At 40.8% G+C, this 25008-nt stretch carries 1 protein-coding gene (running past one end of the window); it reads left to right on the top strand.

Features of this window, described 5'->3' with window-relative positions; all coding sequences use genetic code 11:
- Positions 1-25008 carry part of the coding region annotated (locus tag P9L93_04725) for a hypothetical protein (protein MDP8230392.1) on the top strand (this coding region is incomplete at both ends). Its footprint extends 20659 nt past the window's final position, so 25008 of the 45667 annotated nt are shown.

Genomic DNA, 25008 nt, shown 5'->3' with positions numbered 1-25008 from the left:
CATCCTCAAAGGGATTGATAATACGACTGATCCTGCTGCACTAATAGGCTTTAATACAGGTCTTTCAACCATAATAGAAAAGCTTGCTGCATTTAGAGATGAGCTTACATCAAGTGATTTTTCCGCAGACACTACTATTACTGAAATCTCCGAATACGACATCCTGACCTCTACCCAGGAAATCACCAAAGAAAAAAGGACAATAGATGGATTGCCTGATCCTGTAATCGTCACCATAGCAAAGACCAAAGAACTTGGCATCGAGACATTCACACAGGAATCCTACCGAAAGCTGAACGACACAAAGCCCAACATAGTCCAGGCTATAGACACCTATGAATTTGGCTTTCACACAAAACACGAAGAGATCTCTAAGGATGTTATTCTTGGCTCCAGGATAGCAGGAGACTTAGTTAATGCCATAGATACACTGGCATTAGTTGATCCTTCAAGCCAGGAAGCACAGGATGCCAGGGCCTTTATACTATCTCTTACTGATGATGATGTGTCTCAGATAGAAGAGCTTTTGATGCAGGAAGGAGTAGATCCACAACTCGCCTCTACAATAACAGAAATCGTCTCTTCGTTAAAACAGGCTAGTGGTATGATGCTGAAGACCATGGCCATGGTGCTAAAGAATGATGTCCCTACAATTACCGAGTTAAGAAACGTTATAGCATCCACAGATCCTGACTCTTCGCTTGCCACCACTACTGAAATCTCTGAATATGGCATCCCCACCTCCACCCAGGAAATAACAAAGGATGTTCGCTTTATAGATGGTGAATATAGAATCGTTACTACTGTAGTGAACAAAGAGCATGGCATCGAGACCTTTACACAGGAATCCTTTCAGAAGCCCAACTACACAAACAATAGCCTCACTCAGATCGTAGACACCTATGAGTTCGGCCTCCACACAAAGCATGAGGAAATCAGTAAAGACCTGAGTTTCATCATAGGCTTTATGGATGTTATGGACACACTGTCTAAAGAAGACCCATCCAGTGATAAGGCTGCTGCAGCAAGGGCATTCATATCATCCTTAGACGAAAACAATGTTGCTGCACTCCTCACACAGGAAGGAGCAGATCTTGCGGCAATAGCTGCAATTATAGTTACTATCACTAAGCTGAAGGCTCAGATATTTTGGCGCTCTTTAAAACCGTCTTTCCTTAGGCATACTAATGATAATGAAATAAAGAGGCTGGCCAATTCTTTCAAAGTAATTTTTACTTTCATGCCTTACAGGATCATAACCACTACAGAGGAGTTTGGTTTCCATACGCAGACACAAAAGATGCATAAGAAGATAATAGAAAACGTGTATAACACTTCTGTCCTGGCCCAAGAGATAAAGACATATGATGTGATAGACGGGACCGAATATCTTTCAAACTTACAGTATAGTTACAAGGACAAGAGAGATGTGGATTTCACTAAGACTTCACCAGATATGAGGGCAGTGACAGTTGTTGAAAGTTATGATGTTATAGGTCCAGACTTAGCACTGCTGGATAAACCTACTACCATTACATGGTATTTTGGCGCTGATATAGACGGCGAATTCGTGCAGACTGTTTATAACTTTGACTATCTGGACACCTCTTACCTTTCAACCATACAAGAGATCAGAAAGAGCGCCTCTGGAACTAACCTTATTACAACTACCACTACTTATGACAAGATAGGAGACCAGAAATACCTCAGCTCACAGCAGGAAAGCTATAAGGAAAAGAAATCCCTTGAAGGCGGCGAAAGATTAGTCACTGTAGTAGAAAACTATGACGCCTATATAAATTCTTCTAATACCATGGAGCTATTTACAGAAGCGCCTACCACTATTCAATGGTACTTTAGCGCACCTGAGACAGGTAAACTTACGCAGTTTACCTATACTTACGAGAATGTACCTATTAACGGCACTTATACAGAGATTTTTAGCAATGTAACAAAAACTGAAAAGAGATGGGATGCTGCATTAGGCATGGTCACTGAGAATACAGTGTATGATCTAATAGCAGATGTTAGATATTTGAGCGCGTTTTCAGAGAGCTATAAGATAGACCCGCAAAAAGACATCAGGACAAATGTTGATACCAGCTCCATAACTGTGGTTAAAAACTATGATGTGATAGGCATTGTAGCGAATGAACTAGACCGCATATTAGAGGATCCAAGCACCATACAGCGCATCTTTAAGATGAAGGAAGCAGGGAAAGTGGTTCAGGTGACTTACACTATAGACTGGCTGCCCAATAATCCTGTATCCGGCGATCTTAATGATTATCACTATGATGAGCACCTATCTACTATACAGACCACACTTAAGGAATCTGATCCTACAAAACCAGATGCTGCCTATAGTGTTACTCGCACATATGATTATATTGATAGCCAGGCTTATCTAAGTGCACTACAGAAGACCTACAAATCTCTTGAAGGCGTACATCTAAATCACCAATCCGGCAACATAAATAACAGACTCGTTACCATTACAGAAAACCATGATGCCTATCTAAACTCTTCTGGACAGATGGAAGACTATTCTCTGCCTACCACAGTCCACTGGTACTTTAATGCATTTGACTCTACAAATAATAGAAAGATCCTGGTTGAGTACACCTATTATTTAGGCGTGTGTACCAGTGTAACAGAGACGCACAAGGAATGGCAGACCACTGAAGACAGGGGCCTTGTCAGTGTAAATAATTACTTTGATTTTATCGCTGGTACACAATATCTGAATGTGAAACAGGAGATGTATAAGAAAGATAGAGAAACGCATTCATCCGGAGGCTTATCTGGCGAAGCCAAGACCAGCACTATTACTGTAGTTGTTAATTATCAGGCCATTGGATCTGACCAGTATATCCCTACTTTTCAGGGCCAGCCCATAGTTGATAACAGACAAGAGATCTATAAGCAGGTATCTGATGGACAGGGTAAGATGTTTAAGTGGGTAGGTGCTGGAGAGGTAGCTAATATAACAAATGATTATAGACACTTTAGTTTTGAGGACAGCACAACTATCTCTTGTAAAGAATGGGATCCTGCAGAGAATGGCATTGTTAGTTTCTCAGTGAAATTTGAATACATAGACCTGCCTTCGGGCCGCATACTTGTCGTAGGCGAGGCATACAGGAGTTATAAGACTATACACGATACAGATCTAGACTGGACTAGCAAGCTCGTCACTGTAGTAAAGTTCTACAATGCTACAAATGGGGCTAATATAACCCAGGATCGTCCATATCAAATCCAATACATCTATAACGGCGTTGGCCTGAGGAACTTGGATATGAAGGGCCTAGCTGATGCTACAGTTTTAACTATTACTGATACATATCTAGGTAATGGCATTACCCACACAGGTCGCTGGTTTACCTATAAGGGGTTTCACTCATCTGGAAATAGTATCATAGTCACGCACCGTGAGGACCAGATAGTAATGCCATCAGGAGCTGGTTTCACCTTTAACTCTGACTTTGCAACAGCTCAAAAGTCCTACGCGCAGATATCAGGAGATGGCAAGTTAGAGCAAGTCACAGAAAATTACGATGTTATAGACGGTAAGGGACACCTTGTTTCTAGACAAAACACCAGCAAAGACTGGGATTCCGATAGGCAGAAAATCATCACTACGATAAAGAATTTCGATATCATTAATAACGAGTCATTCCTTAATAGTACCATAGAGGAATACCTTGATAAGCGCAAAACTAAACTTGATGGCATGACTCGTGACATAAGGGTTCAGGAGACAAAGTTCCTTGGCATAGTATCTTCTGTAAGATACATATACACATTGGACCATGACGATGAAGTAATTATTAATCCTGAAAACAATGAGACAGATAGTAAAGATGTTACTATTATTGAATCCTTTGAAGGCATGCAAGGGGATCTATCTGGTATAGACATGGTCGATACTCCAGGCGTATTCTTAATAAATCTTCAAAAGGACTATACAGTTGTGGATGAATTGGATGGCAGTGCTAAACGCGTATCAGCTTATTATGAGTCCATACATGGCATGGATAAGCCAGTGCTTACAGCCCTGCAGCTTAATTATAGAGAAGAAGAGCAAGACGGCATTATCGTAGATGTCTTGAAAAATTACGAAGCAGGTTTAGGTATAAACGCGACTAATCAGTATATAGGTACCACCACATTTAAATCATGGAAGACCTTTGAACAGGATCCAATACCTGGCATAGGTGGCAGGGTTGTTACCAACACGCAGACATACGAAGGCTCGATAAAAACGGAATTGCAGATTTCTTTTAAGAGTACCAGGGAATTGCATGAAATAGATGATGAAGAGTATGAGGTATATGCTACAGAGGGTATATCAGATAAGTCAAAGCCAGGTCCTAAAAAGCATAAGGCATATACTGTTACTAATTTTACACTCACATATGATGTCCCTGGCAATAAGACTATTTATAAGACCCAGGAACGCTATCATACTAAAGGCGATAACGATGTCCTTTATACCAATACTGAAAGTACTGAGCCAGGCTTGCAGTCCATGAGTTCAAATATAGAGCAATATATTACCGAACGACAGACCCTTGAAGGACTAAAGACTGTAAAGGTAATTGAGTATTATGACTGGAGATTCATAGATGAAGAGCAAAGATATTTAGACAAGGTCCAGTATGCATATGAGTCCGAGAAAGAAGTTTTTGGGTCAGAAGATCCACGCAAAGTGCAAGTTGTGGAAAACTATGTACCTATACCTTTAGGTTTAGTGCAAGGGTCAAATAATTATACTGATCACGCACATTCAGAAAACTATACGCCTACAGAAGATTACTTATTCTTACTCGATACTGTGCAGTATAACTATAGACTCAGCGTATTTGACAGTGTAGTAGAGACACGCATATATTACACCACTGATTGGGATGTCATTTATCAAGGTGGAGGTTATTTTGTTGAGGCTGTACAGCATATCCATAAAGAGGACGTGTGGGACGATGTACGTGAATTGATTCTAACCAAGACCATAACCCAGACCTTCCACGTGTTTGACGATGAGCTGTTACTGGACAATATCAGGTATGACTATTCTGATGAGCGTGAGGTAATAGACGAAACAGATGGGACCATAAAGCCTAATACAACCGTGAATGTCATAGAGATCTATTTTGCTATTGGAGCGTGGGAATCAGGCAGTTTTAATGAAGATGGCTACTGGGAGGAAGATTCTTCAGTGCCTGACAACGAAGCTATAAACCTATATAAGGTAAACACACAACTAATGGAATATGTACAGGAGACCCACCATGAGTGGAGAGAGATAGCTGGAGATTTTGAGTCTCAGAAAGAAGGTAAGATCCACGTAGAGATCATAAATACCAAGTTTAATGTAGGCGGGATTCTTTACACAGACAATATCCGTTATACATTCAGGGATAAGAGAAAGAACGAGATAAATGAGGAAGAGACAGTCGTGTGGGTAGACATAAGAAATATCGTAGACCCGAGCGGCACAAATCTCGTAAGAGAATCAGTTGATTTCCAATATGAAACCTTACTTAATGACAGTGCCACCGATGAGAACAATGAGAGCATTTCAGATGACAGACTCGTCCGCGTCTCAGAGCATCTTATAAGTGTTGGTGACCAAGATATCTTTGATACCTTTACCTATAGTTACTATGCCGAGGAGGAGCTATATGATGACAGCACAATGCCGGTCAGCCACGTAGAGAGCTGGGTAAATATTGATGGCCTGCATTTCAAAGAGTCGCTACAGCTTATATACCGTGAGAAAGAGGAAATAAGTGAAGGCATTTATAGAGCTAAAAAGGTCGTTGAAAACAGGGAATATGCAATAGATGATTTAAAGGCTACTGTATGGCAATTATCTACTATAAAAGAATACTCGAAAAAAATAGAGACTATAGAGAATGTCAAAAGAGTAGTTGAAGTTATAGATACCTCTGATATCATCTGCCACGACCTTTCTAATGAAATCTATTCTAAACAGTATGTTTCTCGTCAAGAGTTCTACAGAGATTTTGTGAATGAGGACGGAGATGTGGATGGGGACGGAAATCCGATAAAAGAATTATGTACAGTTGTGATAACTTATGATGCAATCTATGATTCCAGTTCCCCTGATTCTCCAAAATATGTAGAAAGCATGAAGGAAATATCGTGGACCGCGATAGAAGATAGCGAAATTGTATCCAAGACCTCTACATATGATGTTGTAGTGGCCCGCATATACAGGGCAGACTTTTCTTCCGGTAATTATATTATAAACGATTTTAATAATTCCGATAATCAGATGCATTTCAAATCAGGAATAAAAGAAGTAAGGAGAAAGAAAAACACCTTAGATGGTTCTGTAGAGACAGAGACTATATTTAAAGATTATATCCCCGGATACGATGGAGATTTAAGTACGGCTGATTATGAAGATCCCATTGCTGTTACCAAGCAGGTGGCATCAAAGAAGGTAAATGAAGGCGGTTATCTTGTTACAGAAATCTGCTCATATGAGTTTGTTACCCAGGACGATGATCTTGCCACTGATGATGTAAATGAATCTTTGACAAAGGACCCGTTCGAGGTTGCTGTTGAAAGAAAGGTGATACTCAGCGTGTTTAAGCAGTTGGCAGCATTTGGGAGGTGGTCGGAAACAGCAAATCAGTCTCACTATGTCGCTACATACAGGTGGCAGGTTGCGCAGGAGATAGATACGTATGAATTATTTGATTTTGGCGAAAATATTGGCGATACAGTTCTTAAGGACCTCACCAATGGAATCCTTGTAAGAAAGAGCACAACAGCAGGCTATTACAAACAAGGAATCAGGGTGGGCGAGGAAATCAGGGACTATAACATTGCCTCCCCAGAGTTTTACACCCTTCAAAGGATAGAGAGTTATAGAAATAATCAGGGTGTAATTGTGGGATATTCCACGCAGTCTTTAGATGAATGGGGTGTCGCCTCACAAGATTCTATTATACCAGAGAAGAATTCTTTGATATATTTTCTGAGAAGAAGAGATGGCTATTCATTTGGCACTGTTACTCTTACAGAGACAAGCATATTAAGCGCACAATGGGATATTCTTATAAGTGTTAATCTTACAGATCAGCCAGATGTAGATGCAGATGGGAATCTTGAGTGGGAGAATTTAATAATGCGCGGCAGCTCCTTATTCTATGAATATTGTTCCCAATACAGCGATATTTTTAAAGACATAGCAGGAAGGCAGAAAGGCGCAATAAATCATGAGAGTTATGGGATTAACTTGACCGCCTTCTCCAAGCCTAATAGACTTTCTAATCTGCTTAGGAGTAAGTGGACCAGCCACTATTCAGATGAGAAAAGTTTCGATTTTATTACCTACATAAGGGATGAGAACTCTCATATGAAAGTCGGGACCAGGACGCGTAGCATTACCTTTGATATAACAGGTGCACTATTAAGCGGCGGAGACAAATATATTACTGAGAAGACGCTGAGGATAAAGGTGAATAATATAGATGGGACTGTTGTGCGCCAGACCTTAAGGGTAGAAGAGATCCTGGGTACTGAACTTAAAAACACAGAAAACACAAAAGGCATAGGTAATGAGATAAAAATATATGATGAAATAGGTGATGAAACAGGATTGCTTGATTGGGGGGCATTCGTAGAGGAAGGTTATGAAGTTACCAGCTATTCAGTAGTTAATCTTACCTATTATGGTGGCATGAATCGCCTTGACGTAGAGAGTCTCCATGGAGAAGATAGCCGCGGTACTTTTAATTTCCATAGAACATATTACTACTATGGAAATTATCACGATCATGGAAAATCCACGTATTACTATGAAACAGGGTCTAATGAGAATCTCAGTGAATATAGCTGGGAGGTTAATCTCACTTATGATAACTACGGTCAGATTGCGACCAAGCATACAAAAGGAACATGCTGGAGTAAGTGGACATATAAAAAAGATACGTTACTAGGACATGCAGATGTGGTAAGCGACGAGGATTATGCATATCTTCTAGGCACGACAGACTTCGAGACAAACCTTATAGAAGCCATTCATGATGAGGACTATTATTACGATAACTTAGTGCCCGTGACCAAATTAGAATATCAATACAGAGTTTTATATGACCATGAAGAAACATCGACTGGATTTAAATATGACCTAAAAGGCAGGGTCAAGGAGTTTAAGAGTACTGGCTCTAGATTTTGGAATTGCAATAAACATAGATTTGATAAGATAGACCCATATACCCAGTCAAATATCCGCTACAATTCCCTTGGACAAATCTCATCCTTTGACCAGACTAATTATAGCCCATCCGGCCGCAAAGAACAGCAGATATTTACAAGAAAGAACATAAAATATGACGGCTTTGGAAACATAGCCTCCTACAGGGAAAAAGGAAAGAGATACCAGACCAAGGAAGAAGGCGGCAACACAGTAAAATATACCACCACCGCGACTATTGAGAATAGCTATAAGAACGGACATTTAGTAAAGAGCGTTACTGATCTTGATACATACACCAAGGTTATAAAGAGCGGCAAGGGCACGCTGGGCATTATATTCAGCGCTTTGGCAATAATAATCTGTACTGCTGCAGGATTAGGACCTTTGGTTGCCATGATAATAGGTTTTCTTGCTGAACAGGCTGGCCGGGCAATAGGAAGTACATTTACCTACGCAGTAGCTAGCATGACCAAAAACCAGAAAGTAATAATGACCTATGGTTATGATAGTGAAGGCAGCCGAGCTAGCAGTCACAAGAAAGAAAAAGACGGCAAGACAGAGGAAGTCCATAACTTTGGGTACTTTTTTGAGAAATTTGCCATTGCTCTTATAATAGTTGCGATTGTATATTCTCTGGCAAAACCAACACCAGAGGGAGAGCAGGCAGACAAACTCGAAAAGTTAAAGGAACTAAAGAAACTAGAAAAAGTACCGGAGTTAATAGAGAAGCTTGAGAATGCCCAGACCGTAGCAAAAATAACAGAGGCCCTGGGAGAAGTGCATGAATATTTAAGTAAAGCTGAAATATTGGCTGCCCTCAAAGATTCTCCAAAGCTTCTAAAATTGGCAAACAGCATCTTAAAGGACCTGAAGGACCTAGACAAGCTGGAAAAGGTTTGGAAGGCGAAGAAATATATAAAGTTTTTGAAGGTCCTCAGAAATAGCGTCATAAAGAATCTTTGGCTAAGCTATGCCAGATGGCGCATGGATGGCTCTCCGACTGTAAAGGAAATAGATGATGAGAAAGCTATTAATGGCAGGAAAAAGGTTAAACTCAAGCTCTTTGATAATCCTTACTTTGATTTTACCACGTTTGGCATATCTGTTGCGCTCGACGTAACAGGCAAGTATATTGGTGAATTTCTCGGAAATGCCTCTAAAAAATTAGCGAGCAAGATAGCCAAAACCGGGGGTGTTTTTGAGAGATGGAAAGAGATTAGCGAGAAATATCTGTGGCTTGGTAAAGGGGCAGGAGATCTCGGCCGCGGCTCTATCTTTAAGACTGTTGCCATGGCCTTAACCATTGCAGCCTATGATGCAGCCAGGCAGACTGCTGCTGAAGTCATTGACTTAGGCAAATGGAATAACCAGTATAAGAAATGGAAGAGGTGGACCGCAGCCCTCACGCTTATACTGCTTTCCCCAGCTGATCCTATCTTGTTGAGCATGACAAGGGTAACCCTTGAGGCAGCCCTGCCAAGTCTTAAGTCAGTAGAGCCTTTTAAGAATAAAAAGAAAAACAAATGGGGCATTGAGAGTGAAAATCCGATCTATACTATTTTCCGAAACTCAGTTTTAACTGGTTTTGACAGCTTTGTCAATACAGTAAAAAGAATGGCTCCATACACTGATGTCTCTGTGGAAAAGCATAAAACTAGGAAAGATACAGGTACTATACTTACAGAAGCAGAACAAGATGCGATAGAAAAGGCAGGAAAGGAAGTAGAAACAGAATCCGTAAAATACATTGTAGCTGAAAAGACAATTGATCCTAAAAAAGCTGGCGCTACCTCTCAGGTAACCAAAGAATTTTATAAGACATTCAAAGATTTCATGAATGGGAACTGGTCTGAGATGTGGATACAGAAGTCAGGCGCTGGAGGAGTTGATAGGTTAGTCAAGCAGGATGATAAGCTTAAGCTGCTCGGTGAAGTTATAGATTTACTTATAGAATTAGGCGTTGACAAAGATGCCCTTGAAGGCTTAGACCGAGAGAGCGAAGTAGAGGTTGAAATTGTAAAAGTAAACGAACAAGAAGAACTTGTAATAAGTGATGTAATAAATGGTGAGTCTGACGAATTATTTAGGCTGACAGGCGATGGCCGGCTTGAGCGTGAAACAGTTAAAAAAAGAGGCACGCAAGCAGAGGGCTTACCTATAGACAAGATTATAGCAGCTTTTGCAGCAAAATCCCCTGGTCCAAGACCAGTAGAGCCTGAGTTACCGTTCATAAAGAGGGTATGTCGCCTTAAACTTGGACAGCTTGAAAAATTAGGCATTGATCTTAACGAGTTTAAGGATAAAGATCCAGATGGAAATCTCCTGGACGCAGCTACCCCTGTAGTCCTGGAGGAAGATTTTGATAACAATGGCGCAAGCCTTATAAAAATTGTCAGGACAGAAAGTGGCAATATGGAGCTTTACAGGAAGAGTACCTGGTCTGCGGATAGAAAGTCAGGCTTGATAAATATGCTGATAACCATATCCAATAACAAAGACTTCACGGACAACAAAGAAAAGGACGAATACGCCTATGATGCACTCAGGACTCAAAATAGCGGCCTTACTCGCCAAGAAGCACTGGACATTTTAGAGGGGGCAAAAACAAACTATCCAGGCTATTCTGAGTTCTTTGATCGATTGATCAATCATATCAACATAAAGAGTGACGCAGACTTTGAAAAGATAACACAGGCGCCCTCTGATGCTATACAGCTCTCAAAACCTGTTGTTATATTCGCTTCTGAATCAGGTAAAGCACTTCCTGTAGATAAAGACACAAAGGGTGACAATGAGAGAAAGGACAAGGCACTGCATATCCGTGATGTTGTTGTGGAAGAGCTTGAGAAAGAGCTGGAAGGGCTAACGAAAGGCACAGAAGAATATAAGGCCCTGGAGAATTTTATTGAATATCTCAACAATAATAAAAAGATCGACGCCATTAGTGAAAGCTATATTAAGGAAAACGATACAAAGTTAGGCGCAAATACCAAGGGGCTTTATGACCCTAGTAATGGCATGATTCTATTTAAACTAGTAGAAGGCACTGATGAAGAGATCGCTAAAGAGTTTGTACCAACAGCAAAACACGAATATGGCCACCATGAGTTTCATCAGGTAATCCGTGACTTGTTTGTAGGAGGAGACCCTCAACATGCACTCCCAGCAATGGTATTTTCTCAAGAACTTGTTGGCCATTACAAGGAGATGGCAGAAGCCTTTAAAGAAGGAGGCTGGGCAGGTCTAGCTAAATACCTTGTTGAGACCTACAAGGAAAAATTTGCAAGCGCAGATTTCTTTCCTCCTGGCGTAAAAGATCAGGCGGAAAGGACAAAAATAGCGCTTCAGAATATAATTGGGTTCTACAAGGCCATCCTTAACCCTTCTGATGAGGATAAGGAGTTGGCCAAGGATTTCATGGATGCATTTACACCATTCGGCCTTACAAAACCCGCCCTAACAGAGATAGTAGGCGCCTTGAAAGAGTCATTGTCATTGCGAGGATGGAGCCCTCCTTCGCCAAGGCTTCGGAGGGTAAACTCCGCGAGCGACGAAGCAATCCCACTCAGCGATTACACAGATTATGTGGACATGCAGCTATTCTCAGAGACCTTTAAAAAAGCCCAGGCAGCCAGGGAAGTCGGCGACTTTAAAGAGGCCGCAGAGCTATTTAACCAATCCCTGAAGATACTTGGAGAAATAGAGGACAAGACAGAAAAGAGGTACAGCGATAAGAACTCTAAGGGTTACAAGAATTACCAGACTTACATAGAGAACAATAAAGAAGCTGTGCGCCAGAACCTCTTTAGTGTCAATAGCATAAGGATCAGGAGCGCCAAGCAAACCTTAATAATAAATACAGGCTTTCGTCTCGGAGAGAGCCTGCTCAAGACAGGAAGGGTCCTATACGCAGAGGTCACTGTATACAGAGACGCTGCTACTGGAAAGATCATCTCTCAGGAAGGTCAGTTTATCTTAGAAGATGGAGATGCGGATAAGTGGGTAGAGGTCAAGGTAGAAGGCCAGACCTTAAAGTTTGAGGTTCAAGATGTTGAAGGTAAACTTGTTTTAGGCACTGCGCAACTTAAAGGAGAAAAGGATACCTATATAAACGTAAGGCTTACACCTGTAGGCGTAGAATTTGAAAAGGCATTAGAAGATAAGATAGGCAAGGAGTTTGTACATGGAGGCGTTACTTATACCTTAGCAGGAGATGATCTATGGTCCATAGATAAAGCCATAGAGAAAAGCGCCGAGAAGAGCGATGACAATAACGCCAAGCAGACTATTACAATAGACTCAAAGGTTAAATTAGTATTTATAAGCGGTAAAGTGACCCCGCTTATCTGGGATGGCATGTTAAAAGGATGGGTTAAGATAGATAAGGGAGGATCTAGCCCTTCAGATACAAAGCCTCAGACAAGTAAAAAATCTGAAGGTAAGATCTACGGTGATATAAATACTGAGGCCTGGGTCGATGGCGATATAGAAGTAAAGGGTGGAAGAAAGATCTTTGCAGGAGGAACATATACAGCAGGTGAAGGCGGCTTTAGCGATAGTCGTGACCTGCATTTAGAAGCTGGCAAACAGTTTACTTTAGACTTTGGTAATAGGGCCCTTGCATTAGAAGGCAGTATAACCTTTAATGCAACCAGGATTTTTGGTTTTGACCTTAATCCAGGCCAGACAATCGCAGTCACGATAGATGATAAGGGTAATGTGAAGTTTGACATAAATAAAGACTTGGATATAAAGATAAAAATATCTAAGGTTACTACCATAGATGGCCATGAGTTTGAAGATGTAGAAGCAGTGCTGACCAGCGATGGATGGCGGACTACTAAAGATCTGGATGAGATTGTTGTCGAAGGGAAGAGCACTGAATTTAATAGTGCTACCTATACATTTAAAGCTGGAGCAAGGCTCGTCAAGATAGGAAATAAGGCCATTATTGCAGAAGCAATGATTGTAGGAATCATAAAAAAGGATATACCAAAGGTAGATACAAAGACAGATACTGAGCAGTCTGATGAGAGTAAATCAGGCGGGAAGCCCCTGGACGGAGAAGGTGGTCACATAGTAGTTAAAGATGATAAGGAAACAGGAAAAAGAACCATAGCTGGTCTGATGAAATATTCACTGGAATTTGACCGCGGCGGAAAGCTAGTCAGAAAGATTACAGACGAGACCTCAGCAAATATGCTCATAGATGTGGGCAAGGGCGGTTACGGAGAATGGACTGAAGGAAGCAAGCTTAAGAATGACAGCAACGGAATTGCTAAGTTAAGAGAAGGCGGATCAGCCTGGCAGGATGTTTCTTATTTAAATACTGCATTCGGCAAGGTTGATCTGGGCGAAGATACTAAGCTGGGCAAACGCAAGGTGCGAATAGAGTTTTCCGAAAAGTCGCCTGACGGAGAATTTCAGTGGGCAGGCTTCCATAAGACTTATGGAGTCGTGACCATAGAAGGTTTAGGTAAGAATAAGGACATAACATTAGAGATAGGTGAAAACGGAGCGCAGTTCTTTGGAATTGGACCAGGCAGTATAGAGATTACCTCTATCGAAGGCATTAAGCTAAGCGATGCAAGCGCAATAGAATTAAGAAAAGACGGCTCTCTCGAAGTTACAAAAGACATCCTTATAACTGATAAAGCTACTGGCCAGACTTTCCTTATAGAGGAAGGCTCTACTTTATTTGCTCAAGGAGCGGATGGTAATTTCAATGTATATAACGGAATTATTGATTTAAAAGTCGAAAACGGAAATATCAAAATAGAAGAGCCTAAGGAAGAAGCAGCAGATCCTAAAAAAGAAGAAACAAAAGAATCCCCTGTAAAAACCAGCATAACTTTATATAGAGATAAAGACAATGTATTAAGGGCCAAGAAGGGAGAAAATGATAAAGGCATTATAGATGTAAGAGAGGGCCAGAAAAAGATATTCGTTAAAGGTGCTGATGTATGGATCGAGGCAAAAATAGATGTAAAAAGCTCGTACAAAGAAAAGAGTGTCGAAGAACTGAAAAAATTTGTAATAGTGAGCTATGGCGGCAAGGACTATCTTGGTGGAAAGATTAATTTTAATGACGACGGCACAGTCACACATTCTGAGGGTACGGTGTATTTGACAGATACCTTTAATAGTGGGGTAAAGATAATAGGTGGAAAGATAGCAGTCTTGGTTGATGGCCATGATGCAGAAGGCGAGGATACTCTTCAATACAACTGGAAGACACGGGAACAGTCAACCCAGGGCGTAACGCTTGAGATAGCAGGGAAAGAGTTTGCATTTGAAGTAGATGAAAGCATTGGTGAGTACGGAGGTCTTATATTTATAGATAAGGATAGTTCTGAGAATTTTGAGAACGAGTTAGCTTCTGCCATACAGAAGCTAGACCTAAAACTTACAATAGGCGGAGAAGAAGTGGATTTTACTGGTATAGAGAATATAAGTTTCAACCTGAAGGATTTTACCTTCAAACAGAAAGATAGCACAGAGATAATTATCACTAATAAAGAGGGTAAAGGTCTCAAAAATTACACAATAAAGAAAGGAGAATTCGCTATAACGGATAAAGGCGAATTCGTAATTTTGTATGCTGAAGCTTATGCTGAAGCTGAAGTTGGAGGTAAAACCATAGTTGAAAATCAATACTTGCCAAAAGATAAAGAAGAAACAAAGACAAAAGAAATCCAGCCAGAAGTGCCAAAGGCTGCTCCAGGAGATTCTGTAGAAGTAAAAGACTTAGATGGCGGCAATTTGGAAGTAACTGGAAATTTCATAATAATGAATGGACAGGAAGTGATATGGAGGGAAGGTCTGGAAGTTAATATTGCAGAAGGTGGCACCTTTACAATAGGAGAAGAGAAGTTTACAGAAGGTGCATGGAATTATAGAAACGGAAAATTACAGCTCAAGACCGGTGTAGTAGCAAAGCTTACGACTAAGGGTAAAAACAATGAAACCGTACACAAGACAAGGGAGGTTATAGGGTTCGATAGGTTGTTGACCAAAGAATATAAGGATGCTGAAGTAGCTAACATGATGATCCATTCGTCCACAGGAGACACATATGAGTATGCATCTAGAAGGAATGATGGTATGTTCGATGTTATTCGCTCGAAAGATGGCAAACCTTTGAAGACCGACAAAAACGGAAATTTTATAAAAGGTACCTATAATTCATACATCGCAATGGAAGATTATGTAGCCGGCGAAGACCTGAGTAAGCCAGGACGTACTATAATACAGGGACAGGCTGTTCAAAAGACTTCAAGAAAGGAGCGTAGTAAGGTTGTCACGGAAAATAAAGGTAAGATTAAAGAAGTAAAGGATAAGGATTCAGGTCTTATAGACGTTTATGTTAAAAAGGATGACCTTCTCAAGGGAGGTAGTGTAAAGATTAAAGCTGCTGGCAGGATAGTTACGATTGAACTTACTGATTCCGAGCGCAGAAACCTTAAGCGTCAGAATCACCAAGATAACTGGGTCCGTGTATTTAGTCAAGTGGATGCAACCACTTATGAATTAATGACTAATTTAGTGGTTGAGAAGAAAAATGAAGACGGCATCACTGAAAGATTTGGAATAATGAGAGAGTGGAGTCCAGGCTCATTAAAAGATACTCGCAAATCCAAAACAACGTTTTTTACAAAAAAGAACGGCGTATTTGCTCTATCCTCTGGCGTAATCACATTGAGAACAAAAAAGGGTGGATATGTAAGGATAGATCCAAGCGGTTCTTCCGATGGTGATGGAGACGATTCTAAAAAACCAAACACTTACATCACTAATACCTATGGCATAAGGGATGAAGATGGTGTTTATCATATAACAAGAGGTGTTATAGAAGTCAAGAATGAGAAGATGCTTTTCTTTGCCAAAGGTGCAAGGTTTACTATAGACACAGTGAACTATGTGATAGGTACAGAGGACCATGCAGAGATAGCGGAAGGCGCGAAACAATTTTCTACAGAGCGTGGCGATCTTTGGAGCCATGGCCTGAAAGTAGTGTCTACGAAAAAGTCTGTACACGAAATGATAATAGACGGACAAAAGCAGACGCTACTTTTTACAGAAGGTACTTTTGTGGGAGACGAGAATGGAAAACTGCAACTAAAGGGAGAAGGCAAAACAGCAGCTACTAAGAAGTTTGGCTCCACAAATTTTGGTAAATTTCAGCTAAAAGGCACAATAGGCGGTAGGATAGTAGGGGATGGAAGAAGAGGCGCAGAGTTTACCGAATATTACCTTGATGAATATTTAGACAATCATGATCCGGAGAATAAGGGAGTAAGAACAGAACTAAAGGCTGGAGAAAGAGGTAATATAGCAATAACAATAAGGCGGGAAAATGGTAAAATCAGAATCGATGTTGATAAAAAATCATGGGTGAACTTAAAGGGTATGGATTATCTGACAGGAAAGATTGGAGCAGAATATCTTACAGTAGCTAAACTGGGTAAAATAAAGACTGCTAAAGATAGAGACGTCAGAGGAAAAGGTTGGACTAAGTTTGAACTTGATAAAGGCGCTGAGATACTTTTTGGTTACACAAAGGATAACGAGGCAGCATTTGTCCTTGGGCATCATTTCAGAAAGAATGGTACATTCCGCGCAAATGTATCTTTTACAAAAGATGAAGGCACAGAAGGAGGAGGCCCACCTCCTAGACTAGAGGCAAAAACGAAATATATCAAGATAACCAGAGATAAGGACGATAAAGGGTTTACTGTAAGCGGCCGTTACTGGATTACAACGAAAGGAGAGGAAAATAAAGTTGAATTTTCGCATGGCGACGAAGCTATCATAGGCGTTGGTTATAATATTGAAATTAGTGGCATACATGGCGCAGTGAGGTTTAAAAATGTAGATGGCGAGATTAGTGTATATGAGCATGGAACGAGATTATTTGTAAATGAGAACAATGAATTGGTAGATGTGACAAAGTCAATAAAGGCATCTGGTTCTTGGTTTGCAAGTTCCTGGCTTGCAAAATTCGATAGAAAGATCAGTAAAAAACTTGGTTACAAAGGGGATTCATCAAAGGATTATCTGATTGAGGAGATCGATGGGAAGGTTATGGCTGTTTCAAATAAAGGTATACAGAGGATGGTAACAGTAGCAGTCAAAGGAATATGGCATAGAGGGGCACAAACAGCCGCAGGTTTAATAGGTAAAGAAGACAATGTGAGATACCATAAAAAAGAAGTAAAGAAATCAGGTGATTCTTTTACTTATGTAATCGAATCCATAAAACATGACATGACCCAGGGCTTAAGTAAATCAAGCGGTGTTTCTTACACTAGTTATGCGGCAGCATCAGCAGTGACCGGTTTTCTTATCTTCACCACTATGTATGGTGTACAGTTCATGACAAATATGCTTTTTGAATTAACAGATTATGCCGCAAGTGGATTTGACAAGCAAGTATTTAAAAAGGAAATGCATACCTTATATTCTATCTATGCAACCTTTACCAAAGATTTTAAAAATTCGATACTATACACCATGGGCAGTGCAATACTTGCGAATTTTACAGGTGATGAAGAAGGTAAGGGCAGAAATGTCTGGTGGGGCATAGGTGAGCTCGCTGCTCTCGGCTTACTGGGAAAAGGCGGCATTAAGGCAGGGAGAATGACCTTCAGGGCCTTGCGTAAGGGCGGCAAAGGTCTAAGAGGTGCTTTATGGGGTAAAAAAGGAGCATTAATGGCAGGACTAAAACAATGGGGCAGGTCGCTTAAACAGGCGCTTCATACGCCGTTAAATCTGGCCACTGCAGGAAGATGGCATATTGGCCTCAAAGGCATTAAGCATGTTAGGCTTGTCAAAGGATGGAAGGCTAAAGTGAAGGCCGTAGGTAAAACTATAGTCGAGGCTGCAATACATGACGCTAAAGGTTTGAGAGATCATATTATAAAACAAACCGAGTCTAAGAGGACCGAGGCTAGAAATGCCAAACTTAAAGAGGTTGACAAGAATCTGACTACTGAACAACGCGAGAAAATAGCAGAATTAGGTGATAATGCAGTAATAGACATCAGCAATAAGAAGATAGAGGTACTTGACAAGTCTAATTCCAAGGATGCAGAGAGGATTAAAAAATTAGAGAATCTTAGAGATATAGGAGGAGAAGATTTCGCAATAAAGTGCGAAGAATTCGAGATGCATCTGATATTGGAGGCTGCGAAGGAACAAGATGTGGATCAAGTTAAAAGAGAAATGAGCCCTGAGATTAAGAGCCTAAGAAATGAATTCCTTGAAGAGAAAAAGATATTAGACACAAAGGATAGTGCGGGAAAAGAAAAGTCATTGGAAAACATGAAGAATGACATGATAGACTATGTAACGTCATGCGAAATAGTATTTAATTCTAATCCAGATTTCAAATTAAGCGAAGGCCAGCTAAAGGCAATAGACGGCATACTTAAGGCAATCGTAGTAAAAAGTGATGTTGCAGAGGCAAGGAGATACCTCCGCCTTCTAGGCACAGGAGAAGGAAAGACAGCAGTGCTGGAAGTCATAGCTCCTATTATACGCACAATGGTAAAAGGCGAGGTTGGAAAAATGACCTGGCTTGCGACAAATACATTTGAGGAGGCAAAGAAATTATTCAATACAATGGAGACATTGTATGGCGATAGTTTAGGCAAGATTAAACTTGTCGGAAGGGAGACAAATTTAAAGAACACTGGAGAAGGAGGCATTGTAGTCACAACATACGATATAGGTAAAGGGAAGATGGCAGATGCCAGGGCAAAAGCAACTGAAAAACTGGGGCTTGACAAGAAAAACTTTGACAAATTAAGCGAAAAAGAGCTGGAAAAGATAGATGCCGAGGTAAAGAAGGAATGCAACCTCGGTTCTATAATCGGAGATGAATTTGACTTTGCATTTTTGCTGCCAGTAACTTCGCTTTCAAGAGGCGGAAACAAGATGCACACAGCCAGGGAAATGACACTAATAATCAAAGCCTTAGACGGTAAAAAAGGTAAAAATGGTAAAAAGGGAATAAAGAATCTTAGTGACAAGCAGGTAAAAGCAGAGACAAAGGGCATACTAAAATATAATAAAAGCATAGGCAGAGGAAGATCTTATAATAAGTCTTATACTAAAGGGGAGATCCTCGAATTCATGCTTTATAAGCGACTTAGCGACACGTCAAAAGGGATTGTATCTCAAAAGGATAATTTTAGAAACAGGGAAGAAGCCAAGCTTAGAGAATCCGAGGTTTCAGACCGCACTTTTAAGAAAAAACTTGATGTTATAGATAAGAATGTTAAAGAAAGAGAGAGCAATGCGATAGAAATGAAGGCACATCAGATTACGCAAGAATTCAAGAAGCTGGGGTTAAAATATAGTGAAAGGGAGATTACAGAACTTCTCTCAAACAGTGTTTCAGCCCAAGAGTATCATATAGGCACAGAATATCAGATGGCCAAAGATGGAGTGGATGCATATAGTTCTGGCGAGGCAGTGGAAAACCTGCAGCTTGCCAAAGGCCAGATGCAGATGCTTGAAATCGCATGGGGCAAGCGCATCAGTAAACCTCTTGCTGATTCAATAAGGATGACGTCAACGGAATTCATGGGATTATTTGACAATATAGCGGGAGTGAGTGCTACTCAGTCCGGCGCAGTAAAAGCTGTAACTGAATCTAATACGTTGAAAATAAAGGTTGGGGGAACAGGTTCGAGAATAGCCAGAGATTTCAAGTATCTTAAAAATAAAAACGGAGAGATTTCAAAGACCAAAGCGGAAAAATTTAAAAAGATGGAAAAGCAGACAAGAAAAGGCGACTTTAATCTCAGCTTAACCAGCGATACCAGAGAAGCAAGGCTCTTTGTAAAATATCTTGTAAAAACCGGCAAGGTCAAGGCAGGCGAAATTGTACTGATTGGCGGTGGAAGAGACATATGCCAAAACAAACAATTCATAAATAAATTAAAGGACAAAGGCTTGATTACAGATAAACATATACGTATGGTCGGCGGTAAGGAAACTATTTCTATGAAGGAAGTAGGATTAAGAAAATTAAGCACTGGTAAGGTGCGCTGGTTAGTAGGGGATGCAAACCTTATAGGCAGAGGCACGAACCTGGAAGGTTATGCCTTTAAGAACGCAAGGCAAATTGAATTGACTGGCGCAAAGAAAGGCTCGTCAGGCCTGGACTTCCTTAAGAAAAAAGGAGGGAAGATTAATCTCTTTATCGTAGATGCAGAAAGGATGACAGAGACCCAATTATTGCAGGGCACAGGCAGGATCGGAGGAGAGAGATTTAAAGGCATAGCAAAGAGTAGATATTATGCGCATGATGCCCAGACCCTTGATGCAAACTTTACTTTGAAGAAGGCTAGAGGGGCAAAGAATTATACTGTAGATGTATTGAAGAGGCACATGTCTAAAATCCAGGTGAAAAACGAAGTTAAGGAAGTCAGGAAAAGTGGTAGCATGAAAAGCAAGATTATTATTACTGAAAACAAAGGTTCTATAGAAAATAGAGTTAACAGGGCAAGGACAAAATTACAAAATATAAGGGCCAATATAGCTGTTGAAAAGAACTTAAGTTTTAAGACCCTTGTAACGCAGGGCATAAAAAATGCAATTGTATCTAGCGGGGTCAGCATACCGGGCGCCATAGGAGCATTGGCAGTGATAACAGATACTATGATGAGCCTTGACGATACCAAACTAAGCACTGAACAGGCAGGTATAGTGTTTAGCAATAGGATGGTCGTAGCTGATGCATATGATGCGACAACCAATACATTTGACATAGGTAAACTTAATGACATTAAGACCGGAAATGAAATAGGCGCAAAGTTAAATGCTTTAGATGAAGTTTCAGCTCAAGAAGTAGTCAGTAATCTGCAGGATTCAGGGTTAAACAGCTTAAATAGCCTCAATCTTAATGATAAAGATCTGACATCTTTTATTGCAAATAGTGAAGATATATCGAGTGCGTTGGAAATTGCTATTTCAGAAGATAACCTTCCGGAGCTGAATCTGGAGATGATTTCAAGCGTGGCAAGAGAGAGTGATTTAACAGAAACTTCTGATCTGTCAGCTCTAATAGAAAACTTAGGCGGTTTAACAGACAAAGAAGGCGAGACCGTGACGGCGGCAGTGCAGACATTAGAACAGGTCGAAGTAGCTAGTGGTTCTAATATCTTAGGGAATGTTTCATTTCAAGAAGTGCTTTTTGCTGATAAGAAGACAAGAGGTAGTCATACTGCTATAAAAGTAATATCCGAGAATAAAAATATATTATCCAATATAAAACAGGCTGCTTCAGAACTTGCTTCGGTGTATTCTGCGGGACAGGAGTCTGTGCAAAATTATAATGGTATTGCCTCTAATTGTGGCGTAGATGTAGATGTGGTCGCTGCTATTGATGGTGTAAAGGCAAATGAGGCCAGGTTTACCAGAGGCGTCATAGATATTATTGTGGGGCAAGGTGCTGATAGGACCATGGCATCTGAAGGTCAACAGTTTGCTCCTACAGGTACTGACGGCAGTACCATGGAAGTTACCTTGACCCCTGCGAGCGAAACAAAAGAAACTGGTGAAATAAAACCAAGCACAGATGCAGCAGAGTCAACTCCTGTATCTACGCCTATGCGAATTGCTGGAGAATCAACCAGTAAGGCCACGCCAGCCAAAAGAGCACCAAGCGAAACAAAGACAGCACCCAAAAAAGCCAGTATATTAGAGCTTAAGACATCAGACAAGACTACAGAAGTTAAAATTACAGAAGGCATGTTTAAGTCTACAAATGTTTCAGAAGTAGCCAGTCATATGAAAAAGACAGGCATAACATCTATAGCACAGGCAGGAAATACACTGTACAGAGGTGTTATAGAAACAAATGGCATAAAGGGTATTTCCAAGACTTATATAGTCAGTGCGTTAAGCGGCTATAACAAGGTAGCTAGCATTAACCCTGAACTTGCAAATCAGCTGACATTTGATTCAGCATTTACTATAGGTAATTCCGAAAATGAAAGCCAGGTCTTGTGGAATATTGAAGACTTTGCCAAGAGCGTAGACAGTCCTAAGGCAAAGACAGTGGCTAATGTTTCAAGGAAGATATTTAATGCAAAGGGACTTTCTCATGTAAAATCAGACTTGGTCGCATCTAAGATATCTAACGAGAGCTGGTCACAAAGACCTCTCACGGTAGGGCAGATTTTTGACATACAGAGCGAGGTCAAAGGCTCTAATGCTGATATGATTTTGAAACTCTCTGGTGAGACAACGGACTCTGCTAAGCTCAATATCGCTACAGCCGCGTTCAGTAAGATGCAGCAGTCAAGGGCACCTGATGCAGTTAAACTTACAAATAAGGTCAGTAACATGAACTTACCCACCTTCAACACCCTCCTTAAAAGCGCAAATACTGTTTTAAACAATGCAATAGCTGCAAAGACAGGCGACTTAACTACTTCAACCCAGGGCATTAAGGCTTTATCCAAAGAATTTGGCATATCCAAAAAGAACGCTGTAGAGCTGGTAGAAACACTGGCAGATGCAAGTACTAGTCAGCAGAGAAGCGATGCATTTGACCAGACTCAAACCCAAGACACAGCTGACAGCGTAGACACAGCTGATGCTCAAGACCAGGCAGATACCTCAGGTGTTTATCAGGCATCAGAAGAGCAAGAGGCATGGCTTACTAAGCTTGACGAGGCAAAGTCTGAAAAAGAGATAGGCCAATTCATAGATGAAAAGGCAGGTGCCATAAGGCGACAATACGGAAAATTATTTAAGAAACTCGCAGGTTCTTTTGACGCAGAGACAAAAGCTGATATAAACAAGATGCTTAAGAGTAAAGAGTCATGGACCGACATCGCTAAGACCGTCAAGGGGGCCTTGTTTGGCAATGTTCAGAAAACAATAGAAGGAGTAGTTAATGCGCACAAAGGTGACCCAGAAACCATCCTGAAGAATATGGGAGTTTCGCAGGTAGAGATCGATAACTTTAAGAAACAGATGGAAGGCGGTAAGACAATAGAAGACATAGTATTAGAGGTACTGGTTGCAGGCGATAAGCTTTTGTCCACAGGCATTGATGTTAATCAGGCAATAGCGAGCTTAGGGCTACAGGACAATGCTGAGTTTAATGCCTCACTTCAAAATATAAACCAGTTTATGCAAGTCCTTCGCACAGAAACCGAGGCATTAAAGCAAAAAGCGCGGACAAAAGGCCTTACTGATAAGGTAATGGCAGAGGCAGGCGCAATATTGAATTTCGGGCAGAACCTTAATACAGGCTCACATCAGTATGATGAACAGATAACCACAGGCCACTTAATGGGCCTTGGGAATCTTGTGCAGTTTGGGACAGGAGAGGGTAAGACCTATGGCATGACACTTTCTGCTTTCTGTAGGACGCTTATGGGCCAGACTTCTATTGTAACAGGCACAGCATATGAATTTGCATGGCGCGATGCAATGGATAATAGATTTACCTTTGCAACCCTGGGCATGAATATCTCGATCATGAAGAATGAGATGTCAAGTAAAGAAGCCTTAGATGCAATGAACTCAGATGTATGCTATACAGACTTCCAGTCACTTTTATTCAAAGGCCTTTCTGCATTACAGATGGATGATGCAGACTCTGTGAAATTAAAGGAATTACTCAAGGCAGCCCATATTACCATTGACGAAGTGGATACTGTCATGGATATGGCAGATGCTATTACATCATTCGCAGATAAGGGCCTCTCGTCCAAAAAACAGGCAACAAAGGAAATAGCAAGGATGATAGCCGAAGGTTTAACTCCATATGTCGGAGAAGAGACAAGAGGTCTCCTGGACATTGATTGGAAGGCAACAAAAGGCGAAAAACAGTATCTCGTAGAATATAATACTGTAAATCGCCAGGTCAAGATTACAAAAGAAGGCGAGGGTATCATAAAGGGACAAATCGCAAACATAACAAAGGGCCTAAAGGGTTTAGGTCATGATGTTGAATTGCCTAGCATTGAAGACGTAAAATATGCCCTGGAGGCAGAGTATTTATATAAGGAAAATGTGCAGTATGGAATAGAAGACGCAAAGGATGAAGAGGGCAATGAGACCGGCGAAAAAGTAATAGTATTAAAGGATCTATTAAGCGGTAGAAGGCTTGAGGGTCAGAGGTCTGAGAATATACATGCAGCCCTTGAGGCCATGCACAGGCACAAGGGAATCCAGATACAGGCGGAAAACAGGACCTCTTCTAAGATAAACGCTCTGATCTTTTTGAACAAGATGGTCGGTTCTTTTGGAGGTGCCAGTGGTTCTGTTTCTGGGTCACGCGAAGAGAACAAACTGCTTTTGAACAAAAAGACTATAGAGATGAGATCTCACTTTGTATCAAAGCGTATTGTCAATAAACCTAGGATATTCGGCAGCAATAAGAGTAAGTTTAAGCACGCCCTAAATGAGATAATTAGAGTTCATGAAGAAGAGCCAGGTTCTCCTCAGCTAGAGGTTTTTAAAGACGGTAGGGAAGCTAAGGATTTTGAGAAATACGTCTTTGAGACAATAGACAAGGGTGAACTTGACAGCAAATTGAAGAAAATGGGATTAAGTAGAAAGGCCTTTAAAGACAAGTTCCAGGTTTTGATTAAAGAAGCAGATGAAGTAAAATTCATAAAAGAAGCAGGCCAGCCCGGGAAGATTACCATATCTACTCCTATAACCTCGCGCGGCACTGATATAAAGACTATGAAGCTCGGCGAGGTTATACAGAAACTTAAATCCTCATTAGGAAAAGA

This window comes from Candidatus Gorgyraea atricola (assembly GCA_030765235.1).
In the GTDB taxonomy this organism is placed as follows: domain Bacteria; phylum Omnitrophota; class Gorgyraeia; order Gorgyraeales; family Gorgyraeaceae; genus Gorgyraea; species Gorgyraea atricola.
This window is presented reverse-complemented; position numbering and strand designations above follow the sequence as displayed.